Origin of the sequence: Massilia sp. Mn16-1_5, assembly GCF_004798585.1 — a bacterium.
GTDB lineage: Bacteria > Pseudomonadota > Gammaproteobacteria > Burkholderiales > Burkholderiaceae_D > Telluria.
The window spans coordinates 126154-153034 of record NZ_PPXQ01000004.1 but is presented as its reverse complement, the minus strand read 5'-3'; the positions used below and the strand labels follow the sequence as shown (position 1 = coordinate 153034).

At 65.3% G+C, this 26881-nt stretch carries 26 protein-coding genes; 20 read left to right on the top strand and 6 right to left on the bottom strand.

The window, feature by feature from the left end:
- Positions 1-50: 50 nt before the first annotated feature.
- The gene (locus tag C2862_RS06035; RefSeq protein ID WP_136219206.1) at positions 51-2162 is read right to left on the bottom strand and encodes a 3-hydroxyacyl-CoA dehydrogenase NAD-binding domain-containing protein; all 2112 of its coding nucleotides are present in this window, start codon (positions 2160-2162) and stop codon (positions 51-53) included.
- Between the two features lie 317 nt (positions 2163-2479).
- Here C2862_RS06035 and C2862_RS06030 point away from each other — a divergent pair, with 317 nt between their 5' ends.
- The 10 genes from C2862_RS06030 to C2862_RS05985 all read left to right on the top strand — a co-directional run bounded on the left by C2862_RS06030 (position 2480) and on the right by C2862_RS05985 (position 12146).
- The gene (locus tag C2862_RS06030; RefSeq protein ID WP_136219205.1) at positions 2480-3286 is read left to right on the top strand and encodes an IclR family transcriptional regulator; all 807 of its coding nucleotides are present in this window, start codon (positions 2480-2482) and stop codon (positions 3284-3286) included.
- Positions 3287-3407: 121 nt separating this feature from the next.
- The gene (locus tag C2862_RS06025; RefSeq protein WP_136219204.1) at positions 3408-4565 is read left to right on the top strand and encodes an ABC transporter substrate-binding protein; all 1158 of its coding nucleotides are present in this window, start codon (positions 3408-3410) and stop codon (positions 4563-4565) included.
- A 71-nt stretch (positions 4566-4636) separates the two neighbouring features.
- Positions 4637-5509, top strand: coding sequence for a branched-chain amino acid ABC transporter permease (locus C2862_RS06020; protein WP_136219203.1), 873 nt, complete (start codon positions 4637-4639; stop codon positions 5507-5509).
- Positions 5506-6459, top strand: coding sequence for a branched-chain amino acid ABC transporter permease (locus C2862_RS06015; RefSeq protein WP_136219202.1), 954 nt, complete (start codon positions 5506-5508; stop codon positions 6457-6459). The genes C2862_RS06020 and C2862_RS06015 overlap by 4 nt, the downstream gene beginning before the upstream one ends.
- Positions 6446-7159 (top strand): ABC transporter ATP-binding protein, encoded by a 714-nt coding sequence (locus tag C2862_RS06010; protein ID WP_136219201.1) that lies wholly within the window; start codon positions 6446-6448, stop codon positions 7157-7159. The genes C2862_RS06015 and C2862_RS06010 overlap by 14 nt, the downstream gene beginning before the upstream one ends.
- Positions 7152-7853 carry an ABC transporter ATP-binding protein gene (locus tag C2862_RS06005; RefSeq protein WP_136219200.1) on the top strand — a complete coding sequence of 234 codons (702 nt, stop codon included), beginning with the start codon at positions 7152-7154 and terminating at the stop codon, positions 7851-7853. The genes C2862_RS06010 and C2862_RS06005 overlap by 8 nt, the downstream gene beginning before the upstream one ends.
- A gap of 24 nt (positions 7854-7877) precedes the next feature.
- Entirely contained in the window at positions 7878-9053 is a 1176-nt protein-coding gene (locus C2862_RS06000) for an acyl-CoA dehydrogenase (RefSeq protein ID WP_210735898.1), read from the top strand.
- Between the two features lie 77 nt (positions 9054-9130).
- On the top strand, positions 9131-9865 hold the full coding sequence (locus C2862_RS05995; RefSeq protein ID WP_136219198.1) for a DUF2076 domain-containing protein: 735 nt from the start codon (positions 9131-9133) through the stop codon (positions 9863-9865).
- A gap of 66 nt (positions 9866-9931) precedes the next feature.
- Positions 9932-11272, top strand: coding sequence for an MBL fold metallo-hydrolase (locus C2862_RS05990; RefSeq protein ID WP_136219197.1), 1341 nt, complete (start codon positions 9932-9934; stop codon positions 11270-11272).
- 166 nt (positions 11273-11438) lie between these two features.
- A complete protein-coding gene (locus C2862_RS05985; protein ID WP_136219196.1) occupies positions 11439-12146 on the top strand; it encodes a hypothetical protein in 708 nt (235 codons plus the stop codon).
- Positions 12147-12194: 48 nt separating this feature from the next.
- Here the strand turns inward: C2862_RS05985 and C2862_RS05980 are convergent, their stop codons facing one another.
- The 5 genes from C2862_RS05980 to C2862_RS05965 all read right to left on the bottom strand — a co-directional run bounded on the left by C2862_RS05980 (position 12195) and on the right by C2862_RS05965 (position 17089).
- Positions 12195-12803 (bottom strand): PH domain-containing protein, encoded by a 609-nt coding sequence (locus C2862_RS05980; protein ID WP_136219195.1) that lies wholly within the window; start codon positions 12801-12803, stop codon positions 12195-12197.
- Positions 12804-12870: 67 nt separating this feature from the next.
- Positions 12871-14400, bottom strand: coding sequence for a dienelactone hydrolase family protein (locus C2862_RS05975; RefSeq protein ID WP_136219194.1), 1530 nt, complete (start codon positions 14398-14400; stop codon positions 12871-12873).
- A gap of 129 nt (positions 14401-14529) precedes the next feature.
- Positions 14530-14670, bottom strand: coding sequence for a hypothetical protein (locus C2862_RS25205; protein ID WP_168710012.1), 141 nt, complete (start codon positions 14668-14670; stop codon positions 14530-14532).
- The gene (locus C2862_RS05970; RefSeq protein ID WP_136219193.1) at positions 14667-15257 is read right to left on the bottom strand and encodes a hypothetical protein; all 591 of its coding nucleotides are present in this window, start codon (positions 15255-15257) and stop codon (positions 14667-14669) included. Before C2862_RS05970 ends, C2862_RS25205 begins: the two co-directional genes overlap by 4 nt.
- On the bottom strand, positions 15257-17089 hold the full coding sequence (locus tag C2862_RS05965) for an acyl-CoA dehydrogenase (protein ID WP_136219192.1): 1833 nt from the start codon (positions 17087-17089) through the stop codon (positions 15257-15259). Before C2862_RS05965 ends, C2862_RS05970 begins: the two co-directional genes overlap by 1 nt.
- Positions 17090-17201: 112 nt before the next feature.
- Between C2862_RS05965 and zwf the strand changes: the two genes are divergently transcribed.
- The 10 genes from zwf (at position 17202) to mqo (ending at position 26779) form a co-directional block, all read left to right on the top strand.
- Positions 17202-18680, top strand: coding sequence for a glucose-6-phosphate dehydrogenase (gene zwf / locus C2862_RS05960; RefSeq protein ID WP_168710011.1), 1479 nt, complete (start codon positions 17202-17204; stop codon positions 18678-18680).
- Positions 18681-18726: 46 nt separating this feature from the next.
- The gene (locus C2862_RS05955; RefSeq protein WP_136219191.1) at positions 18727-19074 is read left to right on the top strand and encodes a hypothetical protein; all 348 of its coding nucleotides are present in this window, start codon (positions 18727-18729) and stop codon (positions 19072-19074) included.
- Between the two features lie 92 nt (positions 19075-19166).
- Positions 19167-19751, top strand: coding sequence for a TetR/AcrR family transcriptional regulator (locus C2862_RS05950; RefSeq protein ID WP_136219190.1), 585 nt, complete (start codon positions 19167-19169; stop codon positions 19749-19751).
- Between the two features lie 129 nt (positions 19752-19880).
- Positions 19881-20513 (top strand): hypothetical protein, encoded by a 633-nt coding sequence (locus C2862_RS05945; protein WP_136219369.1) that lies wholly within the window; start codon positions 19881-19883, stop codon positions 20511-20513.
- Positions 20514-20672: 159 nt separating this feature from the next.
- Positions 20673-21479 (top strand): cytochrome b/b6 domain-containing protein, encoded by an 807-nt coding sequence (locus C2862_RS05940; protein ID WP_210735896.1) that lies wholly within the window; start codon positions 20673-20675, stop codon positions 21477-21479.
- Positions 21472-22239, top strand: a complete 768-nt coding sequence (locus tag C2862_RS05935) for a molybdopterin-binding protein (protein WP_136219188.1) — start codon at positions 21472-21474, stop codon at positions 22237-22239. Before C2862_RS05940 ends, C2862_RS05935 begins: the two co-directional genes overlap by 8 nt.
- 45 nt (positions 22240-22284) lie before the next feature.
- Entirely contained in the window at positions 22285-22869 is a 585-nt protein-coding gene (locus C2862_RS05930) for a DUF308 domain-containing protein (RefSeq protein ID WP_136219187.1), read from the top strand.
- Positions 22870-22918: 49 nt separating this feature from the next.
- The gene (locus C2862_RS05925) at positions 22919-23515 is read left to right on the top strand and encodes a TetR/AcrR family transcriptional regulator (protein WP_136219186.1); all 597 of its coding nucleotides are present in this window, start codon (positions 22919-22921) and stop codon (positions 23513-23515) included.
- 51 nt (positions 23516-23566) lie between these two features.
- Positions 23567-25057, top strand: coding sequence for an MFS transporter (locus C2862_RS05920; protein WP_136219185.1), 1491 nt, complete (start codon positions 23567-23569; stop codon positions 25055-25057).
- 132 nt (positions 25058-25189) lie between these two features.
- Positions 25190-26779 carry a malate dehydrogenase (quinone) gene (mqo, locus tag C2862_RS05915; protein WP_136219184.1) on the top strand — a complete coding sequence of 530 codons (1590 nt, stop codon included), beginning with the start codon at positions 25190-25192 and terminating at the stop codon, positions 26777-26779.
- Positions 26780-26881: the final 102 nt, after the last annotated feature.

Genomic DNA, 26881 nt, shown 5'->3' with positions numbered 1-26881 from the left:
CTGTTAGGTCTTGCTTCTTTATTTGCTTAGTTATTTGTTTACTGATTTGTTTACTTATTCAGGCTCGCGAAGTTTTCGCCGCGTTCAACCAGGTCGACCAGCAGCGGCGACGGCCTCCAGAACAGCGGGTCTTCTTTTGCGAATTCCTGGATGTCGGCCAGGATCTTCGGCAGGCCGACCGTGTCCGCATAGTGCATCGGGCCGCCGCGGTAGCGCGGGAAGCCGTAGCCATGAACAAAGGTGACGTCCACGTCCAGCGGACGCAGGGCGATCTTCTGGTGCACGACGTTCGCGCCTTCGTTGATCATCGCGGCCAAGTAGCGGCGCACGATTTCCTCGTCCGTGAAGCTGCGCGGGGTGATGCCGGCGCGCTGGCGCTCGGCATCGATGATGGCTTCGACTTCCGGATCCGGGGTGCCGACGCGTGCGCCTTCCGGATACAGGTAGTAGCCGCGGCCCGTCTTCTGGCCGAACCAGCCACGTTCGCACAGGCGGTCCGGGATCTGGACGTAGCGTGCCTTCGGATCGCGCGTGGCGGCGCGGCGCTTGCGGGTGGCCCAGCCGATGTCGCCGCCGGCCAGGTCGGACACCTGGAACGGGCCCATCGGATAGCCGAAGTCGCGCACCGCCTTGTCGATCTGGTAGGGCGACGCGCCGTCTTCCATGATGGCTTGCGCGGCGGCGCCGTACACGGCCAGCACGCGGTTGCCGATGAAGCCGTCGCAGACGCCGGCGCGCACCGCGGTCTTTTTCAGTTTTTTCGCCAGCTCGAATGCCGTGGCGACGACGTCGGCCGAGACTTTCGCCGGCACGACGATCTCGAGCAGCTTCATGATGTTCGCCGGCGAGAAGAAGTGCAGGCCGATGACGTCCTGCGGACGGCTGATCGATGCGGCGATCTGGTTGATGTCGAGGTAGGACGTATTCGTGGCCAGCACGGCGCCCGGCTTGCAGACGCGGTCGAGTTCCTTGAACACGGCCTGCTTCACGGCCATGTCTTCGAACACGGCTTCGATCACGAGGTCAACTTGCGCCAGTGCGTCGTAGGCCGTGCTGCCATTGAAGCGGGCCATGATGGCGTCCTTCGCCTCCGGCTTGATGCGGCCCTTGGCGATCAACCCGTCGTAGACCTTCTCGACATTCGCACGGCCGCGCGCCAGTGCTTCCTCGTCGCGTTCGATCATGGTCACCGGCAGGCCGGCGTCCAGCACGGCCACCGCGATACCGGCGCCCATGGTGCCGCCGCCGATGATGCCGACGCTGGCGATCGCGCGCGCCTTGGCGTCGCGGGTCTCCGGGGCCTTGGCCGCTTCGCGCTCGGCGAAGAAGGCGTGCACCAGGCCGGCGCGCTGCGGGCTTTCCAGGCATTCGATGAAGAGCTTGCGTTCCAGCGCCAGGCCCTCGATGAACGGCAGGTCGAGCGCGCCTTGCACGGCGTCGACGATTTTCAGTGGCGAGAACAGGCCGCGCGCCTTTTTCGCGGTGTCGGCGCGGGCGGCATCGATCGCGGCCTGGGTGGCGGCGCGGTCAGCCAGTGCGCTGCCTTCGCTGGTGCGGCGCGGGGCGGCGTTCGATGCGATCAGTTCGCGGGCATAGGCCAGGCCGGCGGCAGCGACATCTTCACCTTCCGCGACGCGGTCCACGAGACCGAGTTTCGCCGCTTCCTTGGCGCCGATGTGGCGGCCGCTGAGCATCAGTTCGAGTGCCGCTTGCGCGCCGATCAGGCGAGGCGTACGCTGGGTACCGCCGGCGCCCGGCAGCAGGCCGAGCAGGACTTCCGGCAGGCCGAGCTTGGCGCTGCCGAGGGCCACGCGGTAGTGGGCGCCGAGCGCCACCTCCAGGCCGCCGCCGAGCGCGGCGCCATGAATGGCGGCGATAACCGGCTTGGTGGATGCTTCGATGCGGTTGCAAACGTCCGGCAGCGCGGGCGGCTGCGGCGGCTTGCCGAATTCGCGGATGTCGGCGCCGCCGAGGAAGTTGCGGCCGGCGCCGAGCAGCACGACGGCTTTCACGGCCGGATCGGCGTCGGCGGCCTCGATGGCCTCCAGCAGGCCGCGCCGCACGTCGACGCCGAGCGCGTTCACGGGCGGATTGTCGATGGTGACGACGAGGATGTCCTCATGGCGGGTGCTTGCTACGGCGGCGTTTGCGGCGGTATTCATCAAGCCTGTCTCCTTTATTTTGATGTTTCGCTCTGCGGAATAGTGTTTTGCAGATTTCAGCGAAATCAACCATACCGTATTTTTCACGGTCCTGTAAATCCCTCGATTACGACGTCTTTACAGTACGTACGCGGGGCATTCCCTGGGCTCATCCATTGGGGCTTTCATGCGCTCATAGGGCAGAGTTCGCTGCGTTTCGCACTGCGAACGACCATTTCACGAAACAGTTGACACTCGACTTTCCGTTGTGTGAATATCCGCTCAGACCTGGCCGAGAACACCACAAGATGCCGGGCAACGAGACAACGAAGGAATTCATGCAACACGAGATCGAGTCATTCGAAGACGATGCAGCCAAGGACCGCCAGTTCGTGACGGCCCTGGCGCGCGGCCTGGAGATCCTGCGCTGCTTCCGTCCCGGCGAGACCTGGCTGACGAACAGCGAAATGGCCAAGCGCACCGCGATGCCGAAGCCGACGATCTCGCGCCTGACCTACACGCTGACCAAGCTCGGCTACCTCACCTATTCGCCCGACCAGGGCCGCTACCAGCTCGGCGCGGCCGTGCTGGCCCTCGGCTATACGCTGCTCGCCAATCTCGACGTCCGTAAGCTCGCCCGTCCGGCCATGCAGGAGCTGGCCGAATACGCGCAGTGCAGCGTGGCCATCGGCATCCGCGACCGCCTGTCGATGGTGTATGTCGAAGCCTGCCGCGGCAGCGCCGCCGTCACCCTGCGCCGCGATGCCGGTTCGCGCATCCCGCTGGCGACCACCGCGATGGGCAAGGCCTATCTGTGCGGCCTGCCGCAGAACGACCGCGACTTCCTGATGGACCACATCCGCCTGCAGACGGAAACCAACTGGCCGAAGATCAAGGCCGACCTGGAACAGGGTTTCAAGGATTACCAGGACCGCGGCTTCGTGCTCTCTTCGGGCCTGTGGGACGCCAACATCAGTGCCGTCGGCGTGCCGCTGATCGATCCGGACGTGAACAAGACCATGGCCTTCAATTGCGGGGGCCCCTCCTTCCTGCTGCCGCAGGAAAAACTGATCGACGACCTGGGCCCGCGCCTGGTGCAACTGGTGCGTAACGTGGAAATGAGCATGGGACGCAACCTGGGTTGAGCACGCGGCGCGGCCGCGACCCCGAATCGAATATGCAAGGCCGTGCACTGCGCGGCGTTGCCCCCGGCTTGTCCGGAGAATTGCAGCAAAAACCGTTTAGATAACTGAAAAAGGTGGAGACATGAAGAAGGCAACAAGCATCGCCCTGGCAATCATGGCAGTCTGCGGCAGCGTGCAGGCGGAAGAACTGCTGGTCGGCGTCCAGATTCCCCTGACCGGCCCGCTCGCGCGCGTCGGCATGGGCACCAACGAAGGCATCCGCGTCGCGGCCGAAGTCTTCAACAAGACCAACGGCAAGCACACCATCAAGCTGGTGACCGTCGACGACGAGTCGGCCCCGGCGAAAGCCGTCGCAGCGGTCGAGAAGCTGGCCAGCGAAGGCGTGGTCGCCGTCACCGGCGGCTACGGCTCGAACAACATCTCGCCGGCGTCCGACGCTGCCGGCAAGCTGGGCCTGGCCTACATCACCTCGGGCGGCGTCGACGACGGCCTGGTCGAAGCCGGCCGCAAGAACTTCTTCCGCATTAATAACACCGCCGGTTACCAGAAGGCCCTGGTCGGATTGATCAGCGACCTGGGCGTCAAGTCGGTCTCGATCATCTACTCGACCAAGGATGCCACCGAAGGCCTGGCGACCGACGTCCAGAAAACCCTCGGTGCCAAGGGCATCAAGGTCGGCATGCATGCGTTCGATCCCGCCATCACCGACTTCAAGCCGATCCTGAACAAGGTCAAGCTGCAGGACCGCTCGGAATTCATCGCCATGGTCGGCTACGAGAACGACTACGTCGGCATCCTGCGCGCCGCGCGCGTCCTGAAGCCGACCACGGTGAAAGCGATCGCCGGCGTCTGGTCGCTGGCCACGCCGAAGATGGCGGCCGACTTCCCGGACCTGATGCCGAACGTGTACGGCACCGCTGTCCTGCCCTTCCCGGTCAACTTCACCACGGCTGAAGGCAAGACCTTCGGCGAAGGCTACAAGAAGCTGCACAACAAGGAACCCGACTACCTGGGCCAGTTCGGCTACGTGCAGTCGATGCTGCTGTTCGAAGCGATCGCACGCGCTGCCGACAAGGGCACCCTCAAGAAGGGCGGCGTGATCGAGGAACTGCGCAAGACCGACAAGCAGACCCTGATCGGCCGCGTCCAGTTCAACGCCAAGGGCGACAACCCGAACTTCGTGCAGCGCATGGGCCAGCACCAGGGCAAGCAGGTCGTGCTCGTGTGGCCGAAGGAGTCCGCGAACGGCAAGCCGGTTTTCCCGGGCGTTCCTTGGTAAGCGTAGGACCGTAGTCGGAAACGCGGCTATTCGCCGCGTTTCCCCCGCATGAACTCAACTGGAATGCAGACATGACGGAATTAATAATGCAGGCCGTGTATTCGGGCCTGCTGCAGGGCGGCTCGTATGCGCTGATCGCCCTGGGACTGGCGCTGGTGTTCGGCGCCATGAAGGTGATCAATCTGGCCCACGGCGAGCTGGTGCTGCTGGCGGCCTACATCGCCTACACGGTCGAAACGAGAATGGGCTGGAATCCCGCGATGGCGATTCCGATCGCGGTGGTGATCGTGTGCCTCACCTCCGCCCTCCTCTACTTCGTGGTTGGCAAGATCAAGACCAACCGCGAAATCAATTCCCTCACCCTCACCTATGGCGTGGGCGTGATCCTGACCAACCTGGTCCTGATGATCTGGAGCGCCGACGTGCGCGCCACCAGCTCGAGCTGGATGCAGGAAGCCTTCGTCGTCGGCGAGCTTTACAGCATGCGCAGCGAAGTGCTGTTCTTCGGCGTGTCGATCGTGCTGATCGTGGCCCTCTGGTGGTGGCTCTCGCGCAGCTGGTATGGCCGCGCCGTGCGCGCCGTCTCCAGCAACCGCGACGCCGCCAAGCTCATGGGCATCAACCCGGGCCGCACCGAACTGGTCTCCTTCCTGGTGGCGGGCATCCTGGCCGCCTTTGCCGGCGTCGCCCTGTTCAGCTACGGCACCATCACCCCGGCCACCGGCAGCGTGCTGACGGTGAAGGCCTTCATCATCACGGTCCTGGCGGGCATCGGCTCGATCCCCGGCGTGCTGATCGGCGCGGTCCTGCTCGGCATCGCCGAGTCGCTGACGGTGACCCTGGCCAGCTCGGCCCTGCAAGAACTGGCCGGCATGGGCCTGTTCCTGCTCGTTCTGTTTGTAATGCCGAATGGCCTGTTCGGTGCGACCAAGAGGCGCGGATGAAAACCAATAAACTCCTCATCGTAATCCTGGCGGCCGCCTACATCGGCGTACCGCTCCTGCTGGGCGCGAACGCCTACGTCATGAGCCTGGTAATCGCCTCGCTCGTCATCGGCGGCATCGCCCTGTCCTGGGCCCTGCTGGGCAACCTGGGCGGCATGGTGAGCTTCGGCCACGCGGCCTTCTTCGGCGTCGGCGCCTATACCTCGGCCGTGCTGTCGATGCAGCACGGGGTGCCGGTCTTCCTCGGCGTGGTGCTGGGCGGCGTCGGCGCGGTGGTCGCGGCCATCGTGATGCTGCCGGTGCTGCGCCTGCGCGGTCCCTATTTTGCGCTGGCCATCCTGGCCTACGCCCACATCTTCCGCATCCTGGCCACCGAGTGGCAGTCGGTGACGGGCGGTTCGGGCGGCATCGCCAGCATCCCGCGTTTGCCTGAACTGTTCGGCTACGACTTCAGCTCCAAGGTCGGCAACTACCTGGTGATCCTGACCATCGTGCTGCTGTTCGCCGGGGCCTACGATGCGATCCGCCGCAGCCCGCACGGCCTGGCCCTGCGCGCCATGCACGACAGCGAGGATGCGACGCGCGTGGTCGGTGTCAACAACACCCTGCTGAAGGGGCTGATGCTGCTGGTGTCGGCCTTCATGTGCGGGGTGGTCGGCGCCTTCAACGCCCACTACATCAACTTCCTGGAGCCGGACTACGCGTTCAGCGCCGGCTGGGTGACGATCCCGATCGTCGCGGCGATCTTCGGCGGCTATCGCACGATCACCGGACCGCTGGTAGGCGCGGTCGTGGTCTACCTGGTCGACCAGCTGTTCGTGAAGAACCTGATGCCGACCGGTCACCAGCTGGTGCTGGGCGTGGTGCTGGTGGCGATGATCATCGCGAGTCCCGACGGCCTGTTCGGTCTGGTGAAGAAGTTCATGAGGAAAAAAGATGCTACAGCTTGAAAACGTGACCGTGCGCTTCGGCGGCCTCACCGCCGTGAACGACGTCAGCCTGAACATCGGCACCGGCGACGTCGTCGGCCTGGTCGGCGCGAACGGCGCCGGCAAGACCACGCTGTTCAATGCGATCTCGGGCCTGGTGCGCCCGACCGCCGGCCGCATCGTCTTCGACGGCATCGACGTCCTGAAGGCGCCGATGTACCAGCGCGCCCGCATGGGCATCGGCCGCACCTTCCAGATCCCGCAGCCGATGCACGAGCTGACGGTGCGCCAGAACCTGCAGGTGTCGCAGCGCTTCGGTACCGGACGCCTGGACGAGAAGCGGATCGACGAGATCCTGGCCTTCACCGGCCTAACCGCGAAGGCCGAGCGCGACGCCTCCACGGGTCTCGCGCTGACGGAACTGAAGGCGCTGGAAGTGGCGAAAGCCCTGTCCACCGACCCGAAGCTGCTGCTGCTCGATGAAGTGCTGGCGGGCCTGGAGACCAACGGCAAGCGCAATTTCATGAAGATGCTGAAGGGCCTGCACGAGCAGTTCCGGGTCGGCATCTGCATCATCGAGCACGACATCGAGACCATCAGCAACCTGTGCGAACGGGTGGCGGTGCTGAACTTCGGCCAGCTGATCGCCGAAGGCACGCCTGCGGAAGTGTTCAGCAATCCGGAGGTGGTGAAGAGCTACACGGGAGCGGACCATGCTTGAGATTAGCAACCTGCGCGCCGGCTATGGCGCGATCAACGTGCTGTGGGACCTGTCCCTCAGCGTCCAGCCGGGCAAGCTGACCACCATCATCGGCCCCAACGGCGCCGGCAAGACCACGCTGCTGCGCGCCATCATGGGCCTGGTGCCGGTGGACCAGGGTTCGATCACGCTGAACGGCAAGCCGCTCAACGGCACCGCGACATGGGACATGAACCTGGTCTCGATGGCCATGATTCCGGAAGGCCGCATGGTCTTTCGCGACATGACGGTCGAGGAAAACCTGATGATGGGCGCGTTCGCGCCGCAGCACCGGGCCAACGCGGCCGCCAACCTGGAAAAGTCGTACGTGATGTTCCCGCGCCTGCGCGAACGCCGCAAGCAACTGGCCGGTTCGCTCTCGGGCGGCGAGGCGCAGATGCTGGCGATGGCGCGCGGCCTGATGAGCGACCCGAAACTCTTGATCATCGACGAACCTTCGCTCGGCCTGGCGCCGGTGATGGTGAACGAATTGTTCGAGATCCTCGGGCGCCTCAAAGGCGACGGGCGTACCATCGTGCTGGTGGAACAGAACACCCAGCGCGCGGTCGGTGTCGCCGACCACGTTTACCTGATGCAGAGCGGGAAAGTCGTCTTGTCGCAGGCCGCATCCGAGGTCAGCCTCGACCACCTGCACGACCTCTACTTCGCACGTTGATTACCTATTACTAAAGAGACCATCATGACCAAAGCCGCTTTCCACTGGGACGATCCCCTGCTCCTGAACAGCCAGCTCACCGACGACGAACGCATGATCCGCGATGCGGCGGCTTCCTACTGCCAGGACAAGCTGCAACCGCGCATCCTCGAAGCCTTCCGCCACGAGCAGATGGACACCTCGATCTTCCGCGAGATGGGCGAACTCGGCCTGCTGGGACCGACCATCCCTGAACAATACGGCGGCCCGGGCCTGAACTACGTGGCCTACGGCCTGATCGCGCGCGAAATCGAGCGCGTCGACTCCGGCTACCGCTCGATGGCGAGCGTGCAGTCGTCCCTGGTGATGGTGCCGATCCACGAGTTCGGCAACGAAGCCACAAAGCAGAAATACCTGCCGAAGCTGGCGACCGGCGAGTGGATCGGCTGCTTCGGTCTCACGGAGCCGAACCACGGTTCCGATCCAGGGTCGATGGTCACCCGCGCCCGCAAGGTCGACGGCGGTTACGCGCTGACCGGTTCGAAGATGTGGATCACCAATTCGCCGGTGGCCGACGTGTTCGTCGTCTGGGCCAAGGATGACGAAGGCGCGATCCGCGGTTTTGTCCTGGAAAAAGGCTGGGAAGGTCTGAGCGCTCCAGCGATTCACGGCAAGTTCGGCCTGCGTTCCTCCGTCACCGGCGAAATCGTCATGGACAACGTGTTCTGCCCGGAAGAAAACGCCTTCCCGGACGTGCGCGGCCTGAAAGGCCCGTTCACCTGCCTGAATTCGGCCCGCTACGGCATCGCCTGGGGCGCGCTGGGCGCCGCGGAAGCCTGCTGGCATACCGCACGCCAGTACACGCTGGACCGCAAGCAGTTCGGCAAGCCGCTGGCGGCGAACCAGCTGGTGCAGAAGAAGCTGGCCGACATGCAGACCGAAATCACGCTCGGCCTGCAGGGCTGCCTGCGCCTGGGCCGCATGAAGGACGAGGGAACCGCCGCTGTCGAGATCACTTCGATGATGAAGCGTAATTCCTGCGGCAAGGCGCTGGACGTGGCCCGTACGGCGCGTGACATGCTCGGCGGTAACGGTATTTCGGACGAGTTCGGCATCATCCGTCACATGGTCAACCTGGAAGTCGTGAATACTTATGAGGGCACGCATGACATCCATGCGCTGATCCTGGGCCGAGCCCAGACGGGTATCGCGGCGTTCTAAGCGACTGCGGGCGCGCGCCCGCAATTTTCGAAACCCTCCACAATGGTTCCATATTGACCACTGTGGAGGGTTTTTTCATGAGTCCGCAAGATTCCCAACTGTTGCAGGATTTCCTGAACCAGCTCGTGCAGGCGCGCGGCCTGCCGAAAGATCCCGAGGCCGAGGCCATGATCCAGAAGGCCGTGGCTTACCAGCCGGACGCCGCCTACCTGCTCGTGCAGCGCGCGCTCCTGCAACAGCAGGCGCTCGACAATGCCAAGGCCGAGATCGCGCGGCTGCAGCAACAGCTGCAAGGCGGATCGCAATCCGGCGGCTTCCTTGACCCGAATGCCTGGGGCAACAGCGCCGGGCGCGGCCAGCCGGCCCAGGCTTATGGCGGCCAACAGCAGCCTTATCCGCAGCAACAGTACCAGCAGCCCTACCAGCAGCCGCCGGTGTCCAGCCGGCTCGGCGGCTTCTTCCGCGGCGGCGGGATGGGCGGCGGCATGGGTGGCGCGCTCGGCAACATCGCCTCGACGGCGGCAGGCGTGGCAGCCGGCGCCTTCCTGTTCCAGGGTCTCGGCAACCTGCTCGGCCACGGCAACCACGACGGCAACGGCTTCCTCGGCAACGACGAGGGCTTTGCCTCCTTGCGCGATCCGATCGCCGATTACGAGCGCAGCGCCGGGGCGGACGACAGCTCGAACAACTTGCTCGGCGACAGCAACACCGACCACGACTCGGCCAGCCTGCTCGACGACCCCGGCCTGGGCAATGACGACTTCGCCGGCGACAACTTCGACGGCGGCTCGGACGACGGCCTGTTCAGCTGAAGGCTGGCCGCGTGTTAGCATGATGGATTGGCAGGGCCAGGCCCTGCCCCACATCACCACGCTTTTATGCCGCTTCAGATTTCCCGGATTCTCCACGCCGGCTACCTCTTCGAATGCGAGGGCACGCGCATCGCCTTCGACCCCATCTTCGAGAATCCCTTCAGCCGCAACTGCCATGCTTTCCCGCCGGTTCGCTTCGACGAAGAGCGGATTCGCGCGCAGCGCTTCGATGCCGTCTTCATCTCGCACTTCCACGACGACCACTGCTCGCTCGAGAGCCTGGACCTGCTGGATCGCGCGACGCCCATCCACCTCTACTGCGTCTTCGACGAACTGTTCGACATGGTGCGCGCGCTCGGCTTCACCAACGTGCGGCCCCTGGCGCTCGACGTACCTGTGCAGGTCGGGCCGTTCACGGTCACGCCGCGCATCGCGATGGACGAGGAAGTCGACTCGATGTTCCAGGTCGAGGCGGTCGGGTTGAAGGTACTGAACGTGGTCGATTCCTGGATCGATCCGGACACGCTGCCGGCGCTCGCGTCTTACGGTCCCTGGGACATGGTCCTGTGGCCCTTCCAGACCATGCGCGAGATCGAGGTGCTGTCGCCCTCGCGCGCCACGCCGGCGCCGCCATCTCTGCCCGAGGAGTGGCTAGCCCAGCTGCGCGTGCTGAACCCACGCTACGTCGTGCCGAGTTCCTGCCAGTTCCTGCAGGAGCCCTGGTCCTGGTACAACCGGGCCTTCTTCCCGATCACCTACCGCCAGTTCGCCCAGGAGGTCGAAGCGGCGCTGCCGGACGCGCGCGTGGTGCGCATGAATCCGGGCGTGTCGCTGCGCCTGGATGCGGATGGCCTCGCGCCGGCCCCTGCGCTGGACTGGGTCGTGCCGCTCGGCGACCAGGATGTCGACTACGACTACGATCCGGCCTTGCCGCCGCCGGCGACCGGCGACATCGCGCGGCATTTCGCGCCCTTGAACGCCGAGGAGGCCGAACGCGTGGCCGCCTTTTGCCGCACCGGCCTTTTGGCGCGCTACCGCAGCATGGAACTGCCCGAGGACAGCTATTTCGAGCAGCCCCGCATCTGGCGCCTGTCCGTGTTCGACCACGCGGGCGACGGCACACACTGGCACTATCGGGTGCAGGGCGACAGCATCGAAGCGGTGGCGCCGAGCGCCGGCCCGCTCGGCTGGACCACCGAGATCCCGGCCGCGAAACTGTATGCCGGCCTTGAACTGGGCGAGTCCCTGACCTCGATGTACATGCGGATCAACGATACCCGCTTCGACGACACGCTTGAATCCGACCTGGAAACGGCCGAACTGGTCGACGATCCCCTGATCCGCTGCCTCTTCAACGACGCCTTCGGCGCCTACCAAGCCGCGCAGCTTCGCCGGCTGAAGCAGTGATCATAACTGTTGCGAAGGGCCAGCTTCAATGACGCTTAATCGACTTTACCAAGCCGCGCAGCTGCGCCGGCTGAAGCAGTGATCATAACTGTTGCGAAGGGCCAGCTTCAATGACGCTTAATCGACTTTACCAAGCCGCGCAGCTGCGCCGGCTGAAAGCAATTCAATGACCATCACCATCCTGCCCTACCGCGCCACCCTCGAACAAGCCTGCGACTGGCTGGAAGCGAACACCGGCACGCCTTGGACCCTGGCGCGCCTGATCGAACATGAGGTCACGCCCTATGTCTGGCTCGACTACGACGCCAACTATCCGGAGCTGTTCGGCGACGCCAACGGCGGCTACGCCGCGCCGATCTTCTACGAGGGCGACACGGCGCGCCTGGCTGCCGGCAGCGAGGACGTGCTGATCACAATCACCAAGGACGCCTACAAAATCGTCGCGCGCCTGCCCGAGCCGGGCTTCCGGCGCCAGCTGCACGAGCTGCGTTTCCAGAAGAAGGACCTGGAAAAGCTGGTCAAGCTTCTCGAGCGCGCGTCCCAGCCGCAGCCCGAGCCGAAGGCGGCCGCCGAATCAACGGCCGGCATCTACAAGGAACAGGCGCTGGCCGCCTTCGCGCCGCTGGTGAAAATGAACCTCGACACGGCGCTGACGGGTGGCGGCGGCATCTTCGGCGACGACGGCGCGCGCATCAAGGCCAGCACCAAGAAGGCGAAATCGAAGATCGTCTGGAATCCGGTGGTGCTGGCGCTCGGGCTGCACGACGTGTACCGGGTGCCGCTACGCGGGCTGTCGCGGGCGTTCGCGGCGCATGAATTTCTGAACCCGTGGCGCGACGAATGGGAGCGCAGTCTGCGGCTACTGGGTCATTAACTGATTTGGGCCGGCGTCACCACGATCCGGCCCTGTCCAGACGTTCGCTTAGTTGTGGATGTACTTCGCGAACACCTCGCTGAAATCGCGCCTGGTGTGCGTGTCGAACATGGCCGTGTTCAGCGCCTTGAGCAGGTCGTTGAACTGGGTCACCAGGCCACCCTCGCCGGGTGCGATATTCAGCTTGTGTACCGACGCCGTCGCATCCAGCGTGCGTAGGGCGTTCTCGCGCGAGACGGCATCGCGCTGCTGCTGTTTGCCGATCGTGATCAGGGCCTTGTAGATGTCCTTCAGTTGTTCGATGTAGGACTTCTTGATGTCGATCGAGAAGGCCGTGTTGTCCATCCTGAATTTGAGCTCGATGTCCATGTCCAGCGTGCCGGCGGTCTCGATGCTGACGCCGGAAATCTGGTGCGACGAATAGTCGTAGCGCTTGATGGTGCGCTTGGACGACACGGCGGAGTCGCCGTCGACGTGGATCAGGGCCAGGTTGGTGAAGCAGTACTCGTCCTTCTTGCTCTTGATGAGGAAGAAGATCTGCTCGCCGTCTTCGTTGAACAGGTAGTCGTCGGCATCGACCTTGCTGTAGTCGGCCGGCCCGACGATGACGCCGATATCGCTGATGCCCAGCGCTTCCGCCGCGAGTTTCTTGAACATGTTCGTCCTCGTGTGATGAAAACAGCGACAGTAGCACTGTTTAATTATTGAAAGCGGGTTTCTTCGCTTACTTTGCCGCACCGGCGCGCAGCGCCTTGATCCGGCCCATGGCGTTGATCTGCTTCTTGTCCACGGCGACCGCCTTTTCGTAGGCCGCGATCGCCAGCGCCGTTTCGCCGAGCGCCTCGTAGGCCTCGCCCTCGCTGTCGAAGGCATTGCCGTACTTCGGTTCGATATGGGTGGCCAGCTTGAACAGCTGTACCGCGGCGTGCGCGTTCTTCGCGCCCAGCAGCTGGTAGCCCAGCCTGTTCAGGTTCACGGGACTGAGCCTGAAGTCGGGCGAGCGCGCGGACATATCGGCGTAGATCGCCTGCGCATCCTTGTATCCGCGTTGTGCGAAGGCGCGCAGGAAGTCGCCTTCGCCGAGGAGCACCGCGCCGGCAGGCTGAAACTCCATCGACAGGGTCTGCGGGCGGATGCCATGCTGCGCCGGCGACACTTTCAGGAAGGCCTGCGCGGCGGCGTCTTCCTTCAGATAGGCATCCAGGAAGCGGTGCGTGTACAGGGCAACACTGCGGTAAGCCTGCAGCACCTCGTCACGCCGGTAGTCGCCGAAAGCGGCGTCCGGCGAGAAGCGCAGCTGCCAGGAGGCGAAGTCCGAGTGCGTCATCGGGGGCGCGGTCGTGACGTAGACGTCCGAATATTTCATGGTGTTGAGGTAGCTGGCGCCGAGCTTGTCGTCACGCTCCATCCTTTCAGCCGTCGGCGCGCGGGCGCCCAGGAACAGCATCGGCACGGCGGTGCGCGCCGGCCGCACGTAGGTGGCGGCGCCCCAGATCTTCGGATGGAAGCGGATCGAGCCGTCCAGGCTCACCAGCGCCTTGATCCGGTTCGAACGCGCGGCCGCGAACACGTTGGCCATGCCGCCCCAGCTGAAGCCGGCGGCCGCCATCTTGCTGACGTCGGCCTGCGGCAGCGTCTGCGCATAGTTGGCAAGGAAGGCGATGTCGGCCGCCTGCGCCTCGATGCCGTCGATGTCGTCGGTCATGACTGGCGTGCGCGCACCCAGGCTGCGGCTGGCGATCACGACGTAGCCCTGACTGGCGAGGTATTCGCACAGGTCCAGGTTTTCGTGCGCGAAGGAGGCGAAGCTGGGGGCGTAGATCACCACCGGGAAGCGCCCGTCCACGGCGGGCGCGTTGCGCACGGCCAGGGTGGCCGCGCCGTAGACCGCCTTTTGCGGTCCTGCCAGCCAGGCCGCGCGCTGTTGCGCCGTCGCGGCGGCCGGCGCGGAGAAATCGGTGTCGCTCAGGCTGGCCTGGCGATAGTCGGCCACCAGCATCGGCGCGGCGCTCGTGCGCTTGGCCGGATACCAGACCAGGGTCTGCATCGGTCGCCCCGGCGCGGCGGGCGCCGCCTTCCCGAAGGCGTCGACCTGCGGTTCGAGTACGCGGCTGTAGTCGTACTGCTGCACGATGCGCAGGCCGACGGCATGCGGACCCGCCTCGGGAATCAGACCCGACGAGGCGGACGTAGAAACGGCCGCCTGGGCACTGCCGGCGACGACGAGGAGAACGAGAAAGGCACGGAGCTTCATAGGGCTTATCCTGTTATGTGATGCTTAACAGTAACCCCGTCATCAGGCGCCCGCCCGGGCCGCGCGACGAACTGTCGAAATGCGGGACTGAAACGCGAAGAAATGGAACAGCCGGGCCAAGGCCCCGCCTCAGTCGGCCGTGTCGCCGTCCTCGCGCAGCTCGTCCTCGAGCTCCTTTTCGAAGGTGTCGCGGTCCTGCGCATTCCGGCGCAGCACCCAGATGACCAGCAACACGACGAGCAGCGCGAACATCAGGCCCATGCCCATCATGGCACGGCCCCCTCGAACGCGGCCTTCGCCGCCAGGAAGCGCCGCAGCGCCGTCTCCGGGTCGAGCCCCGCCATTACCAGGTTGACGACTTCCTTCTTGTCGCCCGAGGTGATGTTCTTGCAGGCCTCGCGGTGCGCGCAGAAGTAGGCGTACCAGGACACCTCCGCCGGGCGCTCGTTGCGCGGCTTGAAGCGAACCGGCACCGCGGTGCGCGCCACTTCCACGTAGGCGGGCAGCGTTCCCGCCACCGGCGACCAGTCGAAGCCGGCCAGTGCGCGGCGCTCGGCTTCCCAATCCGCGCTGTCCGGGCTTGGCCGCTGCGTCGCGGCATGCACGGCCAGGCGCGCCAGGTCCGGATAGCCGTGCGCGGCGCAGAAGCTTGAGACGAAGCGCAGCTTGGCTCCGATGCCGAGCACCTCGGCGCGGTCCATGGCCGCGTCTTTCGGATCGAGGAAGCGTCCGAGTTCCAGCAGCTCGGCGTAGCCGATCGGCTGCGCGCCATTCTTGCGCACGTGGTGCACCAGCGCCTCCACCAGGCGCGCGCCGATGTCGATGTCGTTCAGGGTCAGGACGAACTCTTGCGCCATCAGAACCACGCGTCCTGCATATCGAGGGTGGTCGTGTCGATCGTCTCCAGCAGGTCGAACTGCTGGGCCGACTTCGGCAGTTCCCAGTTGAAGAAGTAGCGGCAGGCCTGCAGCTTGCCGCGGTAGAAATCGTCATCGCCGTTCCGCGCCGCGACGAGGGCCTGTTCCAGCCACATCCAGGCGATCACGACGTGGCCGACCGCTTCCAGGTAGAGGCTGGCGTTGGCCAGGGTCTTGTTCATGTCGCCGGCGCCGTACAGCACCTGTGTGACCTGGCCGATGCGCTGCCACAGCGCTTCCAGTTGGCCGGCATACGCCGCCAGGTCGGAGGAATCGGCCGCGCGTGCCTTCCCGATCGTGCCGGCCACTTCCTCGCTCACGGCCTTGAACAGGGCGCCCTGCTGGATCGACACCTTGCGTCCCAACAGGTCGAGCCCGTGGATGCCGTGCGTGCCTTCGTGGATCGGGTTCAGGCGGTTGTCGCGGTAGAACTGCTCGACATTGTATTCCCGGGTGTAACCGTAGCCGCCGTGGACCTGGATCGCCAGCGAGTTGGCCTCGGTACACCACTGCGAGGGCCAGGACTTGGCGATCGGGGTCAGGAAGTCGAGCAACATGCCGGCACGGGCCTGGGCGTCGGGCGACTCGCCGGTCTTCTGTTCGTCGACCAGGCGCGCGCAGTACATGATCAGCGCCAGCGCGCCCTCGGTATACGCCTTCTGGGCCAGCAGCATGCGGCGCACGTCGGTGTGCTCGATGATCGCGACCTGGGGCTTGGCCGGGTCCTTCTCGGCCGGGTGGCGGCCCTGCGGGCGATTGCGCGCATAGTCGAGGGCGTGCAGGTAGCCGGTCGCCCCGAGCACGGTGGCGCCCAGGCCGACGCCGATGCGCGCCTCGTTCATCATGTGGAACATGTTGGCCAGGCCCTTGTGCGGCTCGCCGACCAGGTAGCCGATGGCGCCGGCCTTCCCTGCGGGCTTGAACCTGCCCTCGCCGAAATTCAGCAGGCAATTGGTGGTGCCGCGGTTGCCCATCTTGTGGTTCAGGCCCGCCAGCGCGATGTCGTTGCGCTCGCCGATGGAGCCATCCTCGTTGACGAGATACTTCGGCACGATGAAGAGCGAAATGCCCTTCACACCGGGAATCAGCTTGCCGTCGGGGCCGGGAATCTTGGCCAGCACCAGGTGCACGATGTTTTCGCTGAGTTCATGCTCGCCGGCCGAGATCCACATCTTGTTGCCGCGCAGGCGGTACTGGCGCTCACCCTCGGGTCCCTCGACCGGGTCGGGCTCGGCGCGGGTCGTGATGTCGGACAGGCTGGAGCCCGCTTGCGGTTCGGACAGGCACATGGTGCCGAAGAAGCGCCCGGCCAGCTGCGGGCGCACGAAGCGCTCCACCTGGCGCGGCGTGGCCGTCTTGAGCAGCGTGTTGGCGTTGCCCATGGTGAGGAAGGTGTAGGCGGAAGTGGCCACGTTGGCGGCGGTGAAATACGCCGTGGCCGCCTTGGCGACCACGTAGGGCAGCTGCATCCCCTCGTACTCGTAGTCCTGGCCGGCCGCCATGAAACCGGCCGCGCAGAAGGCGTCGAGCGCGGTCTTCACCTCGGGGATGATCGTCACGCGCTCGCCATCGAAATGCGGCTCCTGGGCGTCGCTCTTCTTGTTGTGCGTGGCGAACAGGTCGGTCGCGATCTGCTCGGCGGAGTCGATCGCGGCGTCGAATGTCTCGCGGCTGTGGTCCGCGTAGCGCTCGCGGCTGGTCAAGGATTCGACGTTCAGCCATTCGTGGAGCAGGAAGTCGATGTCGCGGCGGTTCAGGATGGTCGATTGCATGGGTCCCCTGTTATTGTCGTTCGATTGACGAAAGCATAACCGATCCACGGGACGATCGTGCATTGCAATCTAGGCTATAGTAAGCGCCACCGAAACCTGCTCGAACCCGACCATGACCCACGCATCCGCATCCGCATCCGCACCCGACAATGCCCTGCCCCTCGACATGACCATCTTCGGCGGCATGGGCGACCTGGCCATGCGCAAGCTCCTGCCGGCGCTGTACATGGCTTACCTGCACGGCAACCTTCCCGGCTCGACCCGCATCCTGTCCACCGGCCGCCAGCACATCGACCGCGAAGCCTACCTGGCGCATGTGGAACAGCACTCACGCGGTTTCATCGCCAAGGGAAACTTCAACGACAAGACCTGGGACGGCTTCCTGCAGCTACTCCACTACGTCGAGCTCGACGTGCAGAACGCGCCCGATTTTTCAAGCCTGGCCGCGGCCTCGCGCCAGGGCGCGGAGCGCGTGTTCTACCTGTCGACCGCGCCCTCGCTGTTCACCACGATCTGCGACAAGCTCGCGGCATCGAACCTGGTCGACGCCAATGCGCGCGTGGTGCTGGAAAAGCCGCTCGGCACCGACCTCGCCTCGGCCATCGAGATCAATGAAGCGGTCGGCAAGCACTTCGCCGAGTCGCAGATCTACCGCATCGACCACTACCTCGGCAAGGAGACCGTGCAGAACCTGATGGTGCTGCGCTTCGGGAACTCGATCCTGGAACCGATTTGGCGCGCACCGAACATCTCGAGCGTGCAGATCACCGTGGCCGAGGAAGTCGGCGTCGGCAGCCGCGCCGGCTTCTACGACGGCACCGGTGCGATGCGCGACATGGTCCAGAACCACCTGCTCCAATTGCTGTGCATCGTGGCGATGGAGCCGCCGACCTCGCTGTCGCCGGACGCGGTGCGCGACGAAAAGCTGAAGGTGCTGCGCTCGCTGCGCCGCTTCAGCCTGGCCGACATCGCGCGCGACACCGTGCGCGGCCAGTACGGCCACGGCGTCAGCGGCAACCAGGAAGTCGCGGGCTACCTGGAGGAGAAGAACGTCCCGCCAGACACCCGCACCGAAACCTTCGTCGCCCTGCGCGCCCACATCGACACCTGGCGCTGGTCGAAGGTGCCCTTCTATCTGCGCACCGGCAAGCGCATGGCGCGCCGCTCCTCGAAGATCGTGGTCGAATTCGCGAATCCGCCCTTCCCGCTCTTCCCCGGTGCCCCTGGCGGCGTCGCGAATAGGCTCGTGATCGAGCTGCAGCCGGAAGAAGCGATCAAGCTGCAGATCATGGCCAAGCAGCCGGGCAGCGGCATGCAGATGCAGCAGGTGGCGCTGAACCTCGACCTGCAGTCCGCCTTCCAGCAGCGCCGCGCCGAAGCTTACGAGCGCCTGCTGATCGACGTCGTGCGCGGCCGCCTGACCCACTTCATGCGCCGCGACGAACTGGAAGCGGCCTGGGAATGGGCCGATCCGATCATCGACGGCTGGGCGACCCTGGGCGAGAAGCCGCATCCGTATGCGGCCGGGTCCTGGGGACCGTCGGAGTCGTTCGCGCTGCTGGCACGCGACGGGTTCAGCTGGGTGGAATGAGCGCGGGCAGACACCGTCTTCCCTGTTCCCGGTCGAGGAGGCGTATTTGAAACACAAGCGTTGCCTCGGCTTTCTTTGCCTGGCTGCGACGAGCCAGATTGCCCAAGCCCATGGCGAAGAAGTGCTCGTCTCGATCTACGCCCAGCTTCTGTCGGTAGCGCTCTGCGTTCTCTTTCTGCTTTTCTGGAGGGCCGCGAGACCTTATCGCCTGATCGGAATGGCGGCCTGCATCGCGGGATTAGCCGTTGCGGACTGGGCACTGGCGCCAGTACCGTACACGGAACACCAGACGCTTGTAACGACCGTGGGCTTCGTCGTTCCGATCATCACAAGCTTGTCCGCCGTGTCTATTTCCCGCCGGATCGTGGACCGCAAACGATCGCGCGGGATTTAGCGTTTCCACGACCGCAATAAGGAAAGCAGGTCTTTGTCCACGACGGCCTTTGGCGCTTGACACCTCCACCTACTAGAAGGTAGGATGCCTGCATGAACAAATTGTCCAACACCTCGGAAGAGATCCTGGCCTGCGCACGCGGCCTGATCGTCGCCGGCGGATATAACGGATTCAGCTACGCGGACATCGCGGAAGTGGTCGGCATCCGCAAGGCCAGCATCCATCATCACTTCTCGAGCAAGGTCGACCTCGTCAAGGCGCTCGTCGTGCAGCACCGCGAGCGCACCGCCGAAGGCGTCGCCAGCATGCAGCAGGCCATAGCGGATCCGCTGGAACAACTGCGCGCCTACGTCGGGCACTGGGAACGCTGCATCGGCGACTTCAGTGCACCGTTCTGCGTCTGCGCGCTGCTGGCCGGCGAATTGCCCGTCCTGCCCGAAGAGGTGGCCGTGGAAGTGCGCGCGTATTTCCGTTTCCTGTCGGGCTGGATCGCCTCGGTGCTCGAGCGCGGGGCGCAGCAGGGATCGATCCACCTGACCCATGCTCCCCAGGTCGAGGCGGAGGTCTTCATGGCGAGCGTTCACGGCGCCATGCTCTCGGCCCGCGCTTACGGCGATACCGCGGTCTTCGGCACGATCGCGAGGACCCAGCTGGAGCGCCTGTCCAGGCCCTGCTGAGCATATAGGAATTTGCTGTGCGGCCCGAGGCCGGCACAGTACCGTTACCGATCCCGTCGATATCGCCCCGGATCGGTATTTTTTGCAGCACCCACTCTACCTTCTAGTAGGTATATCATGAAAAAATCCATGTTCCGTCGTCTCTCCCCTGCCCTCGCCCTTGCCACTGTCCTCGGCGCCGGCATGGCTTCCCTGCTGCCTGCAGCCCAGGCCGCGGACCAGGCTGCCGACAAGGCCAACGTGCGCGGCAAAGTCGTCACGCTGGCAGGCAATGCCCTGGTGGTCGCAAGCCGCGACGGCAAGAAGTTGAACATCACGCTGGCCGAAGGCTGGAAAGTAGCGGGTGTTTCCCGTGCCAGCATGGCGGACATCAAGCCCGGCGCATTCGTCGGGATCGCCTCCCTGCCCAAGGCCGCCGGCGGCGACGGCGCGCTCGAGGTGCTCGTCTTCCCGCCCGCGATGAAGGGCCTCGGCGAGGGCAGCTACGCATGGGACCTCAAGCCGAACAGCAATATGACGAACGCGACGGTCGCGAACGCCGTGAAGGATGTGGACGGCCACAGCGTGACGGTTTCCTACCACGGCAAGGAGAAGAAGATCGCGATTCCGGATGGCACCCCGATCGTGACCCTCGGCCCGGCAACGCCCGGCGACCTGAAGCCCGGCGCCGTCGTCTTTGTCCCGGCCATGAAGGACGCCAGGGGCGGCCTCGTCGCCCAGCAGGTCGTGGTCGGCACCAACGGCGTCGTGCCGCCGATGTAAGTTTCGGACCGGTACCGGGCCCATGTGGTCCGGCCCGGTCCCCGTCCCGAACGGCATTGCCCGCTTTGCGCGCCTGCCGCCAGACGTGGAGATCCCATGAAAAACCACCTTTCCGACAACGGGCGAGCAGCGCCGGGGCACGCGCAGCGAAGGATCGTCATGATCCGCAGGCACTCCTTGCCGACGCGCCTGACCCACTGGCTCAATGCCGTCTGCCTCTGCTTTCTGCTGGCAAGCGGGCTACAGATATTCAACGCCTGGCCGCAGTTGTACTGGGGCCAGGCCGGCGCCGAGGCCGGGGACGCCGTCCTCGAGATCGGTACGACGACCACGCACGGCGACGCGGCCGGTTTCCTGCGCATCGGTGCGATCTCGCTCACCACGACGGGCGTACTCGGCGTATCACACTCCGGCGCTGACCAGGTCCGGCGCGCGTTTCCCGGCTGGCTGACCCTTCCCGCTTACCAGCACCTGGCCGCGGGTCGCCAGTGGCACTTCCTTTTCGCCTGGTGCTTCGTCCTCAACGGCCTGGCCTACCTCGCCTGGAGCCTGTTCAGCGGACACCTGCGGCGCGACCTGATGCCGCGGCGCGGCGAGCTGCGGCCTGCGCACCTGTGGCATGAAGTGGTTGAGCACGCCCGCCTGCGCTTTCCGAAAGACGAACGGGCGCGTCACTACAACGCGCTGCAGAAGCTCAGCTACCTCGGCGTGATCGGCGTGCTGCTTCCCCTGATGGTGCTCACGGGGCTGACCATGTCGCCAGGCGTCGGCGCGGCCTGTCCCTGGCTGCTCGACCTGTTCGGCGGCCGCCAGTCCGCGCGCACGCTGCACTTCATTACCGCCAGCTTCCTGGTCCTGTTCGTCGTCGTGCATATCGCGATGGTGATCGTGTCGGGGCTGTGGAACAACCTGCGCTCGATGGTAACTGGGCGCTATGCAATCACGAAGGAGTCGATCCATGAATGACGTCCATCCAGGCCGGCGCCGCTTCCTCCTCGGCGCCGGCGTCCTGGCCCTTGCCGGCTGCGACCTGCCCGGGCAGAGCGCCGACGTCGGCACTGCCCTGCGCGGCACCGAACGATTGACCCTGCAGGCCCAGCGCTTGCTGCTGGGCCGCGGCGCGCTGGCCCGCGAATTCGGCGAGGCCGACATTTCGCCGCATTTCCGCGTCAACGGCACGAGCATGCCCGACAGCGAGGAATATGCGGCGCTGCTCGCCAACGGCTTCGCCGACTGGAAGCTGCAGGTCGGCGGCATGGTGGCGCGGCCGCGCGCCTTCTCGCTGCGCGAACTCAAACTCATGCCCTCGCGTACGCAGATCACGCGCCACGACTGTGTGGAGGGATGGAGCGCGATCGGCAAGTGGACGGGCGTGCCGCTCGCGTTCTTGCTGCGCTCGGTCAGCCTGCTGCCGGGCGCACGCTACGTGGTCTTCCACTGCGCGGACGAGCTGGAGCAGACGCTCGATGGCAGCGGGCGCTACTACGAGAGCATCGACCTGGTCGACGCCTTCCACCCGCAAACCCTGCTTGCCTACGGCATGAACGGCGCCGATCTCGGCGTCGGGCACGGTGCGCCGCTGCGCCTGCGCGTCGAACGGCAGCTCGGCTACAAGCAGGCCAAGTACCTGATGCGCATCGAGGTCGTTGGCAGCTTCGACGCGCTCTGGGGCGGCAAGGGCGGCTACTGGGAAGACCGCGGCTACGAGTGGTACGCCGGCATCTGATCCCGCACCGCACGCTACATCGACATCCAACTCAAGGAGCAAACAATGAAACGTCCCGATGCTGTTCCCGATCGCGCCCGCCAGGAGGGCTGGCTCAAGCGCTACTACTTCACCCGCGCCGCATTCTCCATCGCCTGGGTCCTGGCGCTCGTGGCCACGGCCCGCAGCTCCCCGATCGCCGGCGCCATCCTGCTGGTCTGCTACCCCGCGTGGGACGCGGCCGCCAACTTCCTCGACGGCCGCCGCAGCGGCGGACTCGCGGTCAATCGGACGCAGCTCGTGAACCTCGTCGTCAGTGGCCTCGTCGCCCTCCTGCTCGCCCTTGTCGTGCCGGACATGCACCAGGTGTTCGCGGTGTTCGGCCTGTGGGCCATCCTCTCGGGCCTGCTGCAACTGCGGGCGGCCCAGCTGCGCTGGACGAAAAATGGCGCCCAATGGGCGATGATCCTCAGTGGCGCGCAATCGGCGCTGGCCGGCGCCTTCTTCCTCGCGCAGGCCCGGATGCCTGTCGCGCCGCCGATCACCGTCCTCGCAGGATACGCGGGCTTCGGGGCCTTCTACTTCCTCCTCTCCGCGCTGCTTCTGGCACGGCGTTCGTCGCAAGCGCTTGCGACCCGAAGAAGTCGGTGATAATATCGGAACCAATCGGTTCATATATAGTGATGCAGGGAGGACAATCATGGCAAGTCAGGAAGGGCCAGGCCGTCCGCGCGAATTCGCGCTCGACGACGCGGCGCGCGCTGCGATGAACGTTTTCTGGGACCGCGGCTATGAAGGGGCTTCCCTGCCCGACCTCATCGAAGGCACAGGCCAGTCGCGCGGCAGCCTGTACAAGGCGTTCGGCGACAAGAAGGGACTGCTGCTGGCGGCGCTGGACCAGTACATGGCCGCCGGCCTGAAGGCGACCGCGGACCTGCTGTCCCAGCCGGGCAGCGCCAGGGCCGCGATCCACGCATCGCTGCTGCGCTATGTCGCGCTCTCGTCGGGCGATGCAGGCCGGCGCGGATGCCTGGTCGTCGCCATGGCCACCGAGTCGGCCGCCCACGATGCGGACATCGCGGAACGGACCGGGCGCATGTTCCGGCGCCTGCAACAGCTGTACGCCGGGGCGATCGTGCGTGGCCAGGCGAGCGGCGAGTTCCGCGAGGGCGACGAGCAGGCGCTGGCGCGCTTCCTGGTCTGCCAGGTCCAGGGCATGCGCGTGCTCGGAAAAACCGGAGCGTCGGAGAGCGACATGCTTGCGCTGGTCGACATCGCGCTGCGCGCCCTCGACTGAACCACCTTTTTTTACCCATTTTGGAACCGAATGGTTCCGTAAGGAGCACCCATGTCTCAACAAAATGCAGCAGTTCCCGAGCCGCGGCGCTGGGCCATGTTCATCGTGCTGCTGGTTGGCTCCTTCCTGCCGCCGCTCGACTTCTTCATCGTCAACGTCGCCCTTCCGTCGATCCAGGCCGAACTCGGCACCTCGTCCTCGGCCGAACAGATGGTCATCTCGTCCTACGCCGCGCTGTATGCCGTCACCCTGATCACGGGCGGACGCCTGGGTGACCTGTATGGCCGCAGCCGCATGTTCTTCCTCGGGCTGATCGGTTTCAGCGCCGCGTCCCTGCTGTGCGGCCTGGCCTGGTCGCCCTGGGCCCTGGTCGCCGGACGCGCCCTGCAGGGCGTCACCGCGGCGATCATGGCGCCTCAGGCGCTGGCCTCGGTCCAGGCGATTTTCCCCGAGTCGGAAAAGCCGCTTGCGCTCAGCCTGTACGGCGCCGTGTTCGGCCTGGCCGCGGTGATCGGGCAGGCCCTCGGCGGCGTCCTGATTTCGCTCGACCTGTTCGGCATGGGCTGGCGCATGGTGTTCCTCGTCAACCTGCCGGTGGCCATCCTGGTCATCACGTTCGGCCTTCCCCTCCTTAAGAAGGTGGGCAGCCAGGCGCGCGGGAGACTGGATCCGGCCGGCATGGGCTTGTCGATGCTCGCGCTGGCCTTGCTGATCGTGCCGCTGACCGAAGGGCGCGAGGCCGGCTGGCCCTTGTGGTCCTGGATCTCATTGGCCGCCGCGCCGGTGCTGGCGGCGCTGTTCTGGCGCCACGAAACGCGCCTGGCGCGCAGCGGCGGCGCACCATTGGTCGACCCCGCCGCCTTGCGCGCGCCCGGGCTGGGCCGCGCGCTGCTGGTCGCGGTGTCGTTCTATTCGATCGGGTGCTTTTTCCTGCTGTTCTCGGTGTACCTGCAAAACGCGCTGCACACCAGCGCCCTCGACGCGGGCTTGGCCTTCCTGCCTTTCGGCCTGGGCTACCTGCTCGGACCGCTATCGACGCCCTTCTGCAGGCGCTTCCTGGGCGACTGGGTCAACCCGATCGGCATGGGACTGGAAACGGCCGGGGTACTCGGCCTCGCCTGGCTGATCGCTGCGGCACCAGGCGGCGTGGCGCCCGCATCCGGCCCGCTGGCCGTGCTGCTCTTTGCGATCGGCTTCGGACAGGGGCTCGGGATTCCAACGCTGATGCGCATGATCACCGGCCGCGTCGCCCCGGCTTACGCCGGCATGATCGCCGGCATTGCCAGTTCGACCCTGCAGGTGAGCACGGCGCTCAGCGTCGCCCTGATCGGCGGCGTGTTCTACACGGTGCTGGCCGGCCGTACGGACCCGGCGGCGATTGCCCACGCGTTCGTCGCCGCCGCCTTGTGTATCGCCGCCTGCCTCGCGGCGGGGACGGTACTGAGCATGACGTTGGCCCGGCGTGCCGGCGCCGCGCCTGCCGCCCGGGGCGGGGTACCCGGCGGATCAATCCCCGCCCGGGTACATCATGGCGATCAGTAGTATCCGATATTACATAAATGTAATGTTTACGCTTAGAATGATTCCCGATAACAAGGCTGGGGCGACACGCACCCACCGACTGCAACGGAGACCACACATCCCTGCAATCAGAATTATTCGGAAATCAGCTTCATGCGTAAATTGCTTCCAGTTGTACTCGCCTGCTCGATGCTCGCCTCCTGCGAGAAAGCGCCACCCGCCGGCAGCGACAAGCCAGCCGACGTGCTCCTGATCGGCGCCGGCGTGATGAGCGCCACCCTGGGCACCATGCTCACCGAACTGCAGCCCGACCTGAAGGTCGAGATGTATGAGCGCCTCGATTCCGTCGCCGCCGAAAGCTCGGACGCGATGAACAATGCCGGCACCGGCCACTCCGCGTTCATGGAACTGAACTACACACCCGACCTGCCGGACGGCACGATCGAGACCAAGAAAGCGGTCGACATCAACGAGCAGTTCGAAGTGTCGAAACAGTTCTGGGCCTACCAGGTCCGCCAGGGCTACATCGCCGACCCGCGCAGCTTCGTGAATAACGTGCCGCACATGAGCTTCGTGTGGGGCGACGAGAACGTCAACTTCCTGCGCAAGCGCTACGCCGCCCTGCAGCAGGAAAACCTGTTCAAGGGCATGCTGTACAGCGAAGACCACGCCCAGATCGCCAAGTGGGCGCCGCTGGTCATGAACGGCCGCGACAAGAACCAGAAGGTGGCCGCGACCCGCATGGAAATCGGCACCGACGTCAACTACGGCACCCTGACCCGCACCATGGTCCGGAACCTGACCGAGAAGAAGCACATGGGCCTGCACCTGCGCCATGAAGTACGCGACATCAAGCGCGGCGTCGACGGCATCTGGAACGTCACCGTCAAGGACCTGGCCAGCGACAAGCTGCAGACCGTGCGCGCGAAGTTCGTCTTTGTCGGCGCCGGCGGCGGCGCACTGCCGCTGCTGGAAAAGTCGGGCATCCCGGAAGCCAAAGGCTACGGCGGCGTGCCGGTCGGCGGCCAGTTCCTGGTGACGAACAACCCGGAACTCGTGAACCAGCACTACGCCAAGGTCTACGGCAAGGCCTCGGTCGGTTCGCCACCGATGTCGGTGCCGCACCTGGACACCCGCATCATCGACGGCAAGAAGACCCTGCTGTTCGGGCCATTCGCCACCTTCTCGACCAAGTTCCTGAAGAACGGTTCGTGGATCGACCTGCCGGCCTCGATGGGCACCGGTAACATCCGTCCGATGATGCAGGCCGGCTACGACAACATCCCGCTGACCAAGTACCTGGTCGAGCAGGTCATGCTCAATCCCGAAGACCGTCTGGCGACGCTGAAGGAATACCTGCCGAACGCCAAGCTGGAAGACTGGACCCTGGCCACCGCCGGCCAGCGTGTGCAGATCGTGAAAGATTCGCCGAAGGGCGGCCTGCTTCAGTTCGGTACCGAAGTCGTGGGCGCCGCCGACGGCAGCATCGTGGCCCTGCTCGGCGCTTCGCCGGGCGCCTCGACCGCCGCGCCGATCATGCTCAAGGTGCTCAAGCAGTCGGCCTTCAAGGGCCAGCTGGAGACCCCGGGCTGGCAGGCCAAGATGAAGGAGATGGTGCCTTCGTACGGCCAGAAGCTCAATAACGATCCGGCGCTGGCCAACCGCATCCGCCAGGACAGCAGCGCAGCCCTGGGCCTGAAGGCGATCACGCTGGACGTGCCAGTCGCCGTCGCACAGCAATAAAGTAGGGTGCGCACTTGTGCGCACGCGGTCGTACGCTTGCATTTCGAGATGCATGCGTTGTACTGCGTGGGCATGAATGCCCACCCTACAGCCTTTTGTTTT